Source organism: Nocardioides sp. CPCC 206347 (genome assembly GCF_048654605.1).
GTDB lineage: Bacteria > Actinomycetota > Actinomycetes > Propionibacteriales > Nocardioidaceae > Nocardioides.
Window position 1 is genome coordinate 336,507 of sequence record NZ_JBMCYZ010000001.1, and the last position, 12,208, is coordinate 348,714.

General features: G+C 68.2%; 13 protein-coding genes. 9 read left to right on the forward strand and 4 right to left on the reverse strand.

Features of this window, described 5'->3' with window-relative positions:
- The 3 genes from trpD to ACOACQ_RS01570 are packed head-to-tail and all read right to left on the reverse strand — an operon-like array spanning position 1 to position 2,363.
- The gene (trpD, locus tag ACOACQ_RS01560; protein ID WP_378597456.1) at positions 1–1,023 is read right to left on the reverse strand and encodes an anthranilate phosphoribosyltransferase; all 1,023 of its coding nucleotides are present in this window, start codon (positions 1,021–1,023) and stop codon (positions 1–3) included.
- A 1-nt stretch (position 1,024) separates the two neighbouring features.
- The gene (locus tag ACOACQ_RS01565) at positions 1,025–1,426 is read right to left on the reverse strand and encodes a hypothetical protein (protein WP_378597455.1); all 402 of its coding nucleotides are present in this window, start codon (positions 1,424–1,426) and stop codon (positions 1,025–1,027) included.
- 10 nt (positions 1,427–1,436) lie between these two features.
- Positions 1,437–2,363, reverse strand: a complete 927-nt coding sequence (locus ACOACQ_RS01570) for a cytochrome c oxidase assembly protein (RefSeq protein ID WP_420287455.1) — start codon at positions 2,361–2,363, stop codon at positions 1,437–1,439.
- Positions 2,364–2,531: 168 nt separating this feature from the next.
- Here ACOACQ_RS01570 and ACOACQ_RS01575 point away from each other — a divergent pair, with 168 nt between their 5' ends.
- The 9 genes from ACOACQ_RS01575 to ACOACQ_RS01615 all read left to right on the forward strand — a co-directional run bounded on the left by ACOACQ_RS01575 (position 2,532) and on the right by ACOACQ_RS01615 (position 11,582).
- A complete protein-coding gene (locus ACOACQ_RS01575) occupies positions 2,532–3,122 on the forward strand; it encodes a cytochrome c oxidase subunit 3 (protein ID WP_378597533.1) in 591 nt (196 codons plus the stop codon).
- A gap of 70 nt (positions 3,123–3,192) precedes the next feature.
- Complete coding sequence (locus ACOACQ_RS01580; protein WP_378597453.1) at positions 3,193–4,068, forward strand: c-type cytochrome; 876 nt, start codon at positions 3,193–3,195, stop codon at positions 4,066–4,068.
- Positions 4,065–5,165, forward strand: coding sequence for a ubiquinol-cytochrome c reductase iron-sulfur subunit (locus ACOACQ_RS01585; protein ID WP_378597452.1), 1,101 nt, complete (start codon positions 4,065–4,067; stop codon positions 5,163–5,165). The genes ACOACQ_RS01580 and ACOACQ_RS01585 overlap by 4 nt, the downstream gene beginning before the upstream one ends.
- 1 nt (position 5,166) lies before the next feature.
- A complete protein-coding gene (locus tag ACOACQ_RS01590; RefSeq protein ID WP_378597451.1) occupies positions 5,167–6,873 on the forward strand; it encodes a cytochrome b in 1,707 nt (568 codons plus the stop codon).
- Positions 6,874–6,923: 50 nt separating this feature from the next.
- The gene (locus ACOACQ_RS01595; protein WP_378597450.1) at positions 6,924–7,658 is read left to right on the forward strand and encodes a L,D-transpeptidase family protein; all 735 of its coding nucleotides are present in this window, start codon (positions 6,924–6,926) and stop codon (positions 7,656–7,658) included.
- A gap of 50 nt (positions 7,659–7,708) precedes the next feature.
- Entirely contained in the window at positions 7,709–9,049 is a 1,341-nt protein-coding gene (locus ACOACQ_RS01600; RefSeq protein ID WP_378597449.1) for a hypothetical protein, read from the forward strand.
- A 14-nt stretch (positions 9,050–9,063) separates the two neighbouring features.
- Entirely contained in the window at positions 9,064–10,422 is a 1,359-nt protein-coding gene (locus tag ACOACQ_RS01605; protein WP_378597448.1) for a hypothetical protein, read from the forward strand.
- 87 nt (positions 10,423–10,509) lie between these two features.
- The gene (locus ACOACQ_RS01610) at positions 10,510–11,211 is read left to right on the forward strand and encodes a glycosyltransferase family 2 protein (RefSeq protein ID WP_378597447.1); all 702 of its coding nucleotides are present in this window, start codon (positions 10,510–10,512) and stop codon (positions 11,209–11,211) included.
- A complete protein-coding gene (locus ACOACQ_RS01615) occupies positions 11,208–11,582 on the forward strand; it encodes a DUF2304 domain-containing protein (RefSeq protein ID WP_420287456.1) in 375 nt (124 codons plus the stop codon). The genes ACOACQ_RS01610 and ACOACQ_RS01615 overlap by 4 nt, the downstream gene beginning before the upstream one ends.
- An 8-nt stretch (positions 11,583–11,590) precedes the next feature.
- Here the strand turns inward: ACOACQ_RS01615 and ACOACQ_RS01620 are convergent, their stop codons facing one another.
- The gene (locus ACOACQ_RS01620; protein WP_420287457.1) at positions 11,591–12,187 is read right to left on the reverse strand and encodes a class I SAM-dependent methyltransferase; all 597 of its coding nucleotides are present in this window, start codon (positions 12,185–12,187) and stop codon (positions 11,591–11,593) included.
- Positions 12,188–12,208: the final 21 nt, after the last annotated feature.

A 12,208-nucleotide genomic window follows, 5' to 3' on the forward strand; every position in this document is an offset into this window, starting at 1 on the left:
TCAGCCTGCAGCTGCGGCAACCCAGCGGTCGAGGGTGGCCTTCGCTGCGCCCGAGTCGATCGCCTCGGCCGCCCGGACGACGCCGGCTGCCAGGGCCTCCTGGACCGGTGATCCGGGCGCGTCGTAGACGGCGAGGGCCGCGCCGGCGTTGAGCACCACGGCGTCGCGCACCGGCCCCCGGACACCGTCCAGCATCCGTCGTACGACGTCCGCGTTGTGCGCCGCGTCGCCGCCACGCAGGTCCTCGGGGGTCGCCGGGGCCAGGTCGAACGCACGGGGGTCGATGGTCGTGGGAACGACCTCGCCACCGTGGACGACCCAGGCCTGCGAGGTCGTGGTGGTCGTCAGCTCGTCGAGGCCGTCGTCGCCGCGGAACACCCAGGCGTCGACGCCACGGTCCGCGAAGACGCCGGCCATCACCGGCGCGAGGCGCAGGTCGGCGCAACCGATGGCCTGTGCCGCGGGGCGGGCCGGGTTGGCCAGCGGGCCGAGCACGTTGAAGGCAGTGGCGATACCAAGCTCCTTGCGGGGCACCGCCGCGTGGCGCATCGCGGGGTGGAAGGAGGCGGCGAAGCAGAAGGTGATGCCGGCCTCGATCGCGACCTGGGCGACCCGGTCGGCCGGCAGGTCGAGCCGGACGCCGAGTGCCTCGAGCACGTCGGCGGTGCCCGCCTGCGAGGAGGCGGACCGGTTGCCGTGCTTGACGACGCGAGCGCCCGCACCGGCAGCCACGATCGCCGACATGGTCGAGATGTTCACGGAGAACGACCGGTCACCGCCGGTGCCGACCACGTCGAGCAACCTGCCGGGCACCGAGATGGGCGTCATCACGCCGTACATGGCGTCGACCAGTCCGGTGAGTTCCTCGGTGGTCTCGCCCTTGGCGCGCAGCGCCACCACGAAGCCGGCGATCTGGGCGGGCGTCGCCGCGCCGTCGAGGATCTCGCCCATCGCCCAGGCCGACTGGGCAGGCGTCAGGTTCTCCCCGGCCACCAGCGAGCCGAGGACATCTGGCCAGGTCATCTCAGGCCGGTACGCGAGCGCGCAGCAGCGAGACGACGGCCTCGGCCAGCACGATCGGGTCGATCGGGTGCGACACCGCGGCGTCCGCACGGGACCAGGTGGCGAGCCACGCGTCCTGCGGCCGACCAGTGAGCACCAGCAGCGGCGGGCAGTTGTAGATCTCGTCCTTGAGCTGCTTGGCGATGCCCATCCCGCCGGCCGGCACGGCCTCGCCGTCGAGGATCGCCAGCGCGAGGTGGCCGGCATCCATGTGCTGGATCACGACCGGTTCGGTCGCGACCTCGACGTACTCGAGCTCCGGGAGATCGGGGTGCGGACGGCGACCCAGCGCCAGGATGACCTGTTCGCGGGTGTGCACGTCGTCGCTGTAGACGAGCACCTTCAGGGTCTTCGGTGAGGTCACCCGCGCGATGCTACTCGGTCCGCGCCTGCTGCTGCCGTTCGAGTCGGTCGAGGCGGCGGTCCTCGCGCTCGGCCTCCTTCATCGACGCCCGCACCCACTGGATGAACAGCACCAGGAAGAACCCGATGCCGACCAGGTCGCCCGCGGCCCACAGGATCCCGCCGGCGAGGTTCTGGTCATCGAACGGGTCCGGCAGCCACGCACCCATCGGCCCGTCGTGCAGGGACGGATAGTGGTCGCCGCCGAGCAGCGTGTTCTGTCCCATGATCGTCACGCCGAGGAACGCGTGGAACGGCAGCGTCATCACGGTGAGGAGCACCCGGAACGGGTGCTGGACCCGCCCGGGCAGCGGATCGATCCCGACGATCGGCCAGAAGAACAGCGCGCCGACCGCCACCAGGTGGACGTGCATCATCTCGTGGACGTAGACCGACTCGAGCGAGGCGTCGTACCAACCAGTGAAGTAGAGCGCCCACGGCGAGAGCACGTAGAGGGCGAACGCGAGGGGCGGGAAGCCGAGGACCTTCGCCACGGGCGAGTGCAGGAACGCCAGCAGCCAGCCACGAGGCGTCTTCGGCAACGTGCGCAGCGCCAGCGTCACCGGCGCGCCCAGCGCGAGCGACAGCGGGACGACCATCGACAGCACCATGTGCTGGACCATGTGGACGCTCACCAGGACGGTGTCGTACGCCGCCAGGCCCGATGAGGTCGCGAAGTAGAAGGCGAACATCCCGATGCCCCACGCGATCGACCGCCCGATCGGCCAGCGGTCCCCGCGGCGACGCATCGCCGACACCCCGAGGGCGTAGAGACCGACGCCCCAGACGGTCGCGATCAGCGGCAGGGGGGCCAGGGACCACTCGGTCCAGACGGCACCGAGATCAAACCGGGGCAGCGTCTCCACTGCTGTTGCGGCCACTGTCACGACCAACCCCACGGGGCACCTCCTCGACTGGATCGAGCGTAGGTCGTGCCCGTTGACGCGCCAGATCGGGGGGTCGGGATGCCGATGCCGTCAGGAACCGCCATAATGACGCCCGTGGCGACCACAGCAACGGCATCTCTCCCGGCCTCGCGCCTTCACGGCCAGCACGACCGACCCAGCATGGTCGCCGTCGGCACCATCATCTGGCTGTCCAGCGAGCTCATGTTCTTCGCGGCGCTCTTCGCGTCGTACTTCACGATTCGATCGGTCTCGTCCGAGATGTGGGCGGACAACACCGCCCTGCTCAACGTGCCGTTCGCCGCGATCAACACCACGATCCTCGTGTTGTCGTCGTTCTCGTGCCAATGGGGCGTCTTCGCCGCCGAGCGCGGGCAGGTCGGCCGCGGCGGCCCCATCTGGAAGTTCTGGGGCGGCAAGACCGGCTGGGGCCTGCGTGAGTGGTTCATCCTCACCTACGTCATGGGCGCGATCTTCATCGGCGGCCAGGCGCTCGAGTACGCCGAGCTGATCCACGAAGGCGTGACCATCCCGCACGACGGCTACGGCACGATGTTCTACCTCACCACCGGCTTCCACGGGATCCACGTGACCGGCGGTCTCATTGCCTTCCTCTTCGTGCTCGGGCGCACGTACATCGCGCGACGCTTCACCCACGAGCAGGCGGTCAGCGCGATCGTCGTCTCCTACTACTGGCACTTCGTCGACGTCGTGTGGATCGGGCTGTTCGCGACGATCTACCTGGTCAAGTGACACCAGGAACCGCTGCGATGAAGAACTGTTGTACGCCCACCGATCCGACCCGGACCCGCAAGGACTGATTGTGCGCCTTCTGAACCGCTCCGCCGGTCGCCTCTCCCGGCACCGCCGTGGCCCGATCGCCGGCCTGATGGTCCTGGTGTGCGGCTTGCTGCTCACCGGTGGCCTGTACGCCGCGTTCGCTCCGGCCCAGGCCGACTCCGCCCAGAGCCAGGAAGAACTGGTCAAGGAGGGCCGCGAGCTCTTCCTCGTGGGTTGTGCCTTCTGCCACGGCCAGAACGGCGAGGGCGTCCTGACCCAGGGCGGCTCGCAGTACGGCCCGGCGCTCACCGATGTGGGCGAGGCAGCTGTCGACTTCCAGGTCGGCACCGGCCGGATGCCGATGGCCCAGCCCGGCGTGCAGGCCCCCCGCAAGGAGGTCACCTACAACGAGGAGGAGACCGCCGCGCTGGCCGCGTACGTCGGCTCCCTCGGCACCGGTCCGCAGATCCCGGACACCGAGCTGTACTCCACCGAGGGCATGAGCGACAAGGAGCTCGAGGAGCTCGTCGTCCGCGGTGGCCAGATCTTCCTCGCCAACTGCACCGCCTGCCACAACTTCGAGGGCTCCGGCGGCGCCATGCCCCGCGGCGGCTACGCCCCCAAGATCCGCGGCGTCGACTCCAAGCACATCTACGAGGCGATGCTGACCGGTCCGCAGTCGATGGACACGTTCTCCGACGGCAACATCCCGCCGGAGGACAAGAAGGCCGTCATCGCCTACCTCGACACCCTCGACAAGGCGCCCAGCTACGGCGGACTCACCCTCGGTGGCCTCGGTCCCGTGAGCGAAGGCATCATCGCCTGGCTCGTCGGCATCGGCTCCCTGGTCGGTTTCGCAGTCTGGATCGCGGCCCACACCACCCGCTCGAGCAACAAGAAGGACGAGGCGGAAGCGTGAGCGACGCACACAACAACGACCCCCACGGAGGGGAACTGGCGGTCGCCGACCCGATCGCCGACCCGGGCCTGCCCGCGCACACCTGGCGGCCGACGGACGTCGACCCCGCCAAGGAGAAGCGCGCGGAGCGACAGGTCGCCGGATTCTTCGGGCTCTCCGCGATCTGCACCGTCCTGTTCCTGGTGGCGTACTTCACCCTGGACATCGACGACAACTGGCACGTGTTCGCCGGCTTCGGTGCCTCGACGATGGCGCTCGGCGCCACCCTCGGCCTGTCGCTGATGTTCATCGGCATCGGGATCATCCACTGGTCGCGCAAGTTGATGGCCGACCACGAGATCTCCGAGCTCCGCCACCCGGCCAACTCCCCCGAGGAGGACCGCGTCGCCACGCTCGAGGCGCTCAACGTCGGCATCGAGGAGTCCGGCATCGGCCGGCGTCCCCTGATCCGCAACTCGCTGCTCGGCGCGATGGGCCTGGTCGGTCTCCCGGCCGTCGTGCTCCTGCGCGACCTGGGTCCGCTGCCCGGCGACAAGCTCGAGCACACCATCTGGGGCCAGGGCCTCAAGGACAAGCCGATGCGCGTCGTGCGCGACGGCATCTGGACCCCGATCCTGGCCTCCGACCTGGAGATCGGTGACCTGGTCAACTGCCAGCCCGACGCCCTGCACAACCCGGAGCGCTACGACATCGACCCGACCGAGGTCGAGGGCATCGCCGCTCAGGTCCACAAGTCCAAGGCCTCGCTGGTCCTGCTCCGGATGAACCCGGAGGACATCAAGCCGGGCAAGGACAAGGACGGCAACAGCCGCGAGAACTGGACCGTGAACGGCATCGTCGCGTACTCCAAGATCTGCACCCATGTCGGTTGCCCGATCTCGTTGAACGAGCGCACGACGCACCACCTGCTGTGCCCCTGCCACCAGTCGACCTTCGACCTCGCCGATTCGGGCAAGGTCGTGTTCGGTCCCGCTGGCCGTCCGCTCCCCCAGCTCCCGCTGGGCGTGGACGCCGAGGGCTACCTCGTCGCGACCCGCGACTTCGACGAACCGGTCGGCCCGAGCTACTGGGAGCGTGACTACTATGACCGTTGGTGACATGAGCAAGGTCGCAACGACCAACGGCACCGAGCCCGCCACCGCTCCCAAGGGGGCCAAGGCCGCCGGCGCCATCGCGAACTGGGCAGACGAGCGCCTCGGCCTCGGCACCGCCATGAAGAAGAACCTGCGCAAGGTCTTCCCGGACCACTGGTCCTTCATGCTGGGCGAGATCGCCCTGTGGAGCTTCGTCGTCCTGCTGCTGACCGGCGTGTTCCTGACGCTGTGGTTCGACCCGAGCATGACCGAGGTCCAGTACAACGGCTCCTACGACCCGTTGCGCGGCGTGCACATGTCGTCGGCGATGGCCTCGACCCTGGACATCTCCTTCGATGTCCGTGGCGGCCTGCTCATGCGGCAGATGCACCACTGGGCAGCGATGATCTTCATCGCCTCGATGATGATCCACATGCTGCGCGTGTACCTCACGGGCGCGTTCCGCAAGCCGCGCGAGCTCAACTGGGTGATCGGCTGCCTGCTGCTGCTCCTGGGCACGATCGAGGGCTTCACCGGCTACTCGCTGCCCGACGACCTGCTCTCGGGCACGGGCGTCCGGGCCGCGGACGGCTTCATGAAGGCCTCCCCCGTGGTCGGCACCTACATGTCGTTCTTCCTCTTCGGAGGTGAGTTCCCGGGCGACTCGATCATCCCGCGGTTCTACGCCATGCACATCCTGCTGATCCCGGGCATCCTGCTGGCCCTGGTCGCCGCACACATGCTGCTGCTCGTCTACCACAAGCACACGCAGTGGGCCGGTCCCGGCCGCACCGAGGAGAACGTCGTCGGCTACCCGATGCTCCCGGTCTACGCCGCCAAGGCCGGTGGCTTCTTCTTCATCGTGTTCGGCGTGATCACCCTGCTGGGTGGCCTGTTCTCGCTCAACCCGGTCTGGAAGTTCGGCCCGTACGACCCGTCCAAGGTGACCGCAGGCTCGCAGCCCGACTGGTACATGGGCTGGCCCGACGGCCTGCTCCGGATCATCCCGGCCTGGGAGACCCACATCTTCGGGGTCACGCTGTCGTGGAACGTCATGCTGCCGATCCTCGTGATGCCGCCGCTGATGCTGATGATCCTGATCGCGCTCCCGTTCCTGGAGGCCTGGATCACCGGCGACAAGCGCGAACACCACCTCCTGCAGCGTCCGCGCAACGCCCCGACCCGTACGGCGATCATGGTGGCGCTGATGACCTTCTACGGCCTCTCGTGGGCCGCGGGCGGTAACGACATCATCGCGATCAAGATGCACCTCAGCATCAACCAGATCACCTACTTCATGCGGGGCGCGGTCTTCATCGGGCCGGTCATCGCCTTCATCATCACGAAGCGCTGGTGCATCTCGCTCCAGCGCCACGACGAGGGCAAGCTCCTGCACGGCTACGAGTCGGGCGTCCTGGTCCGCTCTCCCGAGGGCGGCTATGCGGAGAAGCACCTGCCGCTCCCCGAGGGCGAGGCCTACCGCCTCAGCGCCCGCGACATCGACCCGACGCCGGAGACGGTGGAGGAGATCGAGTCGTCCGGCCTGGCCGGTCGTCAGGTCAAGCTCCGGCGCCTGCGCGCCAAGCTGGCAGCGGTCTTCTTCGCGGACAACGTGCAGAAGCCCACCGCCGAGGAGCTGCACGACGCGCAGCACCACGCCGAGCACGAGCTGCACGAGCTGGAGGCGCAGATCGCCGCCGGCCCGAACAAGCACGGCCCGGCGGATCACTGATCCGTTCGACGGGCGTCGTCCAGCCTCGCGTGCGAGGATGACGGCGCCCGTTGCCGTTTTTCGCCGACGCCACGCAGGAGGTCCTGGTGCGCCGCCTCTTACTCCCCTTGCTGGCGCTGGCCTGTCTCGCCCTGGTCACTCCCCTCATGGCAACACCGGCCGCGGCCGACGCCGGCGTGGTGCGGGTCCAGAAGCGTCTCAACGCCCTGCACTGCGATGCAGGTCCTGCAGACGGACGCTTCGGGTCGCACACCCGATCCGCCGTCATCCGCTTCCAGTCACGGCACCGGCTGTCCCAGACGGGCAGGCTCGGGACCAGCACACGGCAGGCGCTGTACTCGTCGACCGCGAAGCGCTGCGACATCCGTCCCGTTCCGGCCCACTCCGGATCCGGGCGCCGGATCGTGATCAGCCAACGCCAGAACTGGATCTGGCTGGTCGCGGCGGGCGGCCGCGTCGTTGCCCAGGCAGGCATCGTCGACAACCCCGCGGTCCTGCGCAAGGGCACCTGGCGCACGGGGTCCTACTGCGGGCGCCCTGCGCGCGTGCGGCTCAACCAGAGCGGCAACGTGTGGATGGACAACTTCGTCCGCTTCGCACCGTGCGGCATCGGCTTCCACCGGATCCCCCGCAGCAAGGCGACCGGTCGCCAGATCCACGCCAACTACTTCCTGGGGACGAACCTGGCCGGGGACTCGCACGGCTGCGTTCGGTTGAGCCGGGCCATGTCGTTCAAGCTCTGGGACTTCACTGCCGGCCGTCGTACGACGGTCCGGGTGCTGTGATCCCGCGGCCCGCACCCCGGCGTCGTCTTCTCGGTGCTCTTGGAGTCATCGTGTTCGCCGTGTTCGCGCTCGGCGGCATGCACGCTCCGATCAGCGGAGACGTGTGGTCCGCGGAGTTGGGTGCGTGGCAACTGGCCACCACCGGCGAACCCTGGATCGATGACGTCACGCCCGAACAACTCCCTGACCAGTGGACCGTGGAATCGAGCGACAGCGGAGCGCTGTGGACCGCTGTGAATCTCGACAACGGTCACCGCGCGGTCGCAAGGAGCCCGGGTGTCGTCCTCGTAGCTGTGCCGGCGTACGCCATCGATACGACTGTGAGCGGTCCGGATCAGCTGAGGGACCTGCCCGGCTCACTCACTGCCGCACTGCTGGCTGCCATCGCCGTCACCCTCCTCGCCGCGGCCGCCTCAACCCTCGTGCCCCTGCGCGTCGCCCTCATGGGCGCGTTGGCCCTGGGGCTGACCACTCCGATGTGGAGCGTGGCAGGCAACGACCTGTGGCCACACAGTGTGACGACCCTCGGGCTCGCCGGCATGGCGTGGGCAGCCGCCCGTGAGCGCTGGTGGCTGGTCGGACTCTTCGGAGGCCTCGGCATCTGCGGGCGCCTCCACCTGGCAGTGATCGTCGCCGTGGTCGGCCTGTGCGTTGCCCTCGCCCGTCGCCGTCCAGCGATCGCGGTGCAGGTGGCCTGCACGAGCCTTCCCTTCGTCGGGTTGTGCTCCGTGCTCGGCCATTGGTGGTACGGCTCGTGGAGTCCGAGTGCGGGATACATGGCGGGCGACCTGGCCGCGTGGCCCGCCACCCGTACATGGGTCGAGCAGGCCGCGGACGTGGCCGGTATGTTCGTGTCCCCCGGCTACGGCATCCTCATCTGGACGCCCTGTCTCCTCCTGATGGCTCCCTCGGTCCCAGCAGCCTGGCGCGAGGCCCCGGACTGGATCCGTTCGCTGGCTGCTGGAGGTCTCTGTTACCTGATCATCCAGGCCCTGCTCAACCCGTTCCACGGCGGCAGCGGCTTCTGGGGCTACCGCTTGCCGCTCGAAGCGCTGTGTGCAGCCTTCCCGCTCTTGGTCCTGACGGCCGGTCACATGGGGCGACGGGCCCGCGCTGCGTTCTTGCCGATCATCGGATTCCAGCTCGCAGTGATGGTCATCGGCGTGATGTTCGGCCGCGCGCACACCAACACGGATGGCTCGCCCTGGCGCTCGAACATCGTCCTGGATGCTCTGTTCGAGAATCCACCGGCGTTCCTGACGATCGTCGCCCTCAGCGGCCTGGCGGTCTGGTTCGTCGGCCGGACCGTCCTCGGTCGACCGCCTGGGTCCGCTCGGGCCGCCGATCTTCGACCCGCCCAACGAAACGGCGCTGAGGAATCCGCTTCATGATCGAGAATCGCCCCGTGTCCTCACGTCGAATGTTCTCGGGCCTCGCGCCCCTCGGTCTGGCAAGCGTCATCATCTTCGGCTTGACCTCCCTGAACGCGCCTCGCACCACCGACGTCGTGTCAGCCGACGTGGCTGCCTGGCAATTGGCGACAACGGGGAGCCCTTGGCTCGACGACGTCGAGGACGACGACCTGCCCGGCACCTGGACGGTCGAGTCGCTCTTCACGACGACGAATGCCGACAATGGCCACGAAGTGGTCGCCAGGAGCCCCGGCCCGATCGCCGCAGCCGTGCCCGCCTACGCCGTCGAGTACCTGATCAGCGCCGGAGCAAGCAGCACGAAGATGTCGTTCCTTCCCGCAGGCTTCACGGCCGCACTCCTGGCCACCTGCGCGCTGATGCTGCTGGCCGGCAGTCTCCCGACGTCGGTGCCACGTCACGTCACGCTCACCGCCGCAGCCGCACTCGCGTTCACGACGCCGTACTGGACAGTCGTCGGCGGATCGCTGTGGACACACACCGTGACGGCCGTCGGGATCGGCGGCATGGCCTGGGCTGCTCATCGGGATCGTTGGCTGCTCGTCGGCCTCTTTGGCGGCGTTGCGGTCCTCGGGCGCCTGCACCTCGCGCTGACAGTCGCGATCGTGGGCCTTTCTGTTGCTGCTACTCGTCGCCAACCGGGCATCGCTCTTCGCGTCGGAGCTGCCAGTGCGCCCGCGATCGCAGTCTTGTCGCTGTGGGGCCACTGGTTCTACGGCTCCTGGAGCCCAACGACTGGTTATGCCGCCGGCGACCTCGCCGCATGGCCGGCCACACGCACGTGGTGGGAGCAGCTCGGCGACCTCCTGGGCATGTTGATCTCCCCCGGCTACGGCATCTTCGTCTGGACGCCGGTCCTGCTCATCCTGATCCCGTCGGTGATTCGGGGATGGCGCGAGGTGCCGGACTGGGCTCGAGCCCTTGCCATCGGAGGGTTCTTCTATCTCCTCATTCAGGTGTACCTCAACCCCTACCACGGCGGGAACGGCTTCTGGGGTTACCGGTTGCCACTGGAGTCACTGTGCTGCGCGTTCCCACTCCTCGCCATGTCGCTCGCGCACCTGGGGGAACGATCCAGGGCGCTGCTCACCCCGCTGCTGGGCTTCCAGTTGGGCACGATGGCACTCGGCGCGGTCCTTGGGCTCGGCCTGCTCCAGAAGGACGCCGCGTGGGGTTGGCGGCACTACACGCTGGCATCAGCGGCTGGCACGTCCGTCGCAGCCGTGGCCCTGTTCCTGCTCATCGGCATGACGACGGCGTACCTGGTCCGCAGCAGACTGGTCGGTATCGAGACGCCGTCCGGCGCTGAGTCGTCATCGCGAAGCCCGACATAGTTCGATCTGACTAGGACGCCAGGACCAGTCGACCACAGTTGACGCAAGGGCATGTCGATCCGGCTCCGAGATCACTAGTCTCAACGTGTGCTCAATCGCCCCGCATTCGACCGCGTCGTTGTCATCGTTCCGATGTACAACGAAGGCCCTGTCGTGGGCGAGGTCGTGACCGATCTTCTCGGCACGTTCCCGCACGTCGTGTGCGTCGATGACGGCTCGAAGGACGGTTCCGCAGCCGCTGCCCGGGCTGCCGGCGCCAAGGTTCTCAGCCACCCGATCAACCTCGGTCAGGGGGCCGCTCTCCAGACCGGGTTCGACTACGTGCTGGCCCGCACCGACGCGACCCACGTGGTGACGTTCGACGCCGACGGCCAGTACCTCGTCAGCGATGCAGCCGCAATGGTCACGAAGGCACTGGTCACCTCCGTCGACATCGTCCTGGGATCGCGCAACCTGGGCCGGACCGAGGGCCAGCCGTTCACCCGACGGGTCTTGATGGCCGCAGCGCTGCGTTTCTCGCGTACCGTCACCGGCATCGAGTTGACCGACACCCACAACGGCCTTCGGGTGCTCACCCGCTCCGCAGCCGCTCAGATGAACCTGCGCCAGTTCGGAATGGCCCACGCCTCCGAGATCGAGTCACGGGTGGCGGCGGCCTCGTTGACCTGGTCCGAGCACCCTGTCACGATGCACTACTCGGACTACTCCCGGAGCAAGGGACAATCCAACCTCAACGCGCTCAACATCCTGTTCGACCTCGCAACCGATCGCCTCGGAGCGACCGCATGATCATCCGTGTCTTCCTGCTGGCGAGCATCCTGCTCATGGTCATCGTGCTGCTCAAGGCACGACCGAGCGGTGGCCGGCTCGCCGTGACCCGGCTGATCGGGTTCGCCGTTGCCGTGGGAGCCGCTGCCAGTGTCATTGCTCCCTCACTCGTCACGAAGGCTGCGAACCTGGTCGGCGTGCGCGAGGGACCGAACCTGATCCTCTACGTCCTCGTCGTCGTGTTCGTGTTCACCACGATCACCCAGAACGTCCGCCTGCGTGAGTTGGACCGCCGCCTGGCCAATCTCGCCCGGGCCCAGGCGCTCCTCGAGTTCGACCGGTCCCGGGACGCCCATGAGGCATCCATCGGCTCCGTCCACCCTCGCAGCTAGCGCCTCTGTCAGTCCGCTGGTCGCCTGGCCAGGATCCACACGTTGCGGCGCCAGCCCGGCAGCCAAGTGAGCACATTGAGAAGGCGTGGGCGCCGCTTGCGCGGGAACCACCCGGACACGATGCCCGTCCCGGGCGCGACGCTCTCGTAGGAGACCCGCACCACCTCGAATCCATGATCCGCAAACACACGGCGCATTGATGTCCGGGTCCACGGCCGGCGGTGTGTGTAGTCGTGCCAGACCCACCGCTGCGCATCCGGTGACGAGGCAAAGACGGTGCCACCCGGCCGCAACGCGCGATACACCTCCTGGACGAGCCCTACAGGATCAAGCAGGTGTTCCAGGACATCCTTGAGCACGGCACCGTCGAACTCGGCATCGCCGACGGGAAGACCTGCCTCGAGGTCGGCAAGGCGCACGTCGATCCCCCGCTGCTGCGCGGCCTCGACCGCAGCAGGCGAGTTGTCCAACCCCACGTAGGCCGGGAACTCTGCAGACAGCCACCCGGTGCCGCACCCGACGTCGAGAAGGCTGCTGCCCTGCTCGAAGTGCCGTGCGACGTCCATGTAGTAACCAGGGCGCGCGTGCCACTCGTGATAACCCACGGGCGCGAGTTTAGGGGATTC

Bases quoted from the DNA above. Each gene is read 5' to 3' on its own strand.
- trpD (WP_378597456.1), bottom strand. From the start codon at position 1,023: ATGACCTGGCCAGATGTCCTCGGCTCGCTGGTGGCCGGGGAGAACCTG.
- ACOACQ_RS01575 (WP_378597533.1), top strand. From the start codon at position 2,532: ATGGTCGCCGTCGGCACCATCATCTGGCTGTCCAGCGAGCTCATGTTC.
- ACOACQ_RS01590 (WP_378597451.1), top strand. From the start codon at position 5,167: ATGAGCAAGGTCGCAACGACCAACGGCACCGAGCCCGCCACCGCTCCC.
- ACOACQ_RS01615 (WP_420287456.1), top strand. From the start codon at position 11,208: ATGATCATCCGTGTCTTCCTGCTGGCGAGCATCCTGCTCATGGTCATC.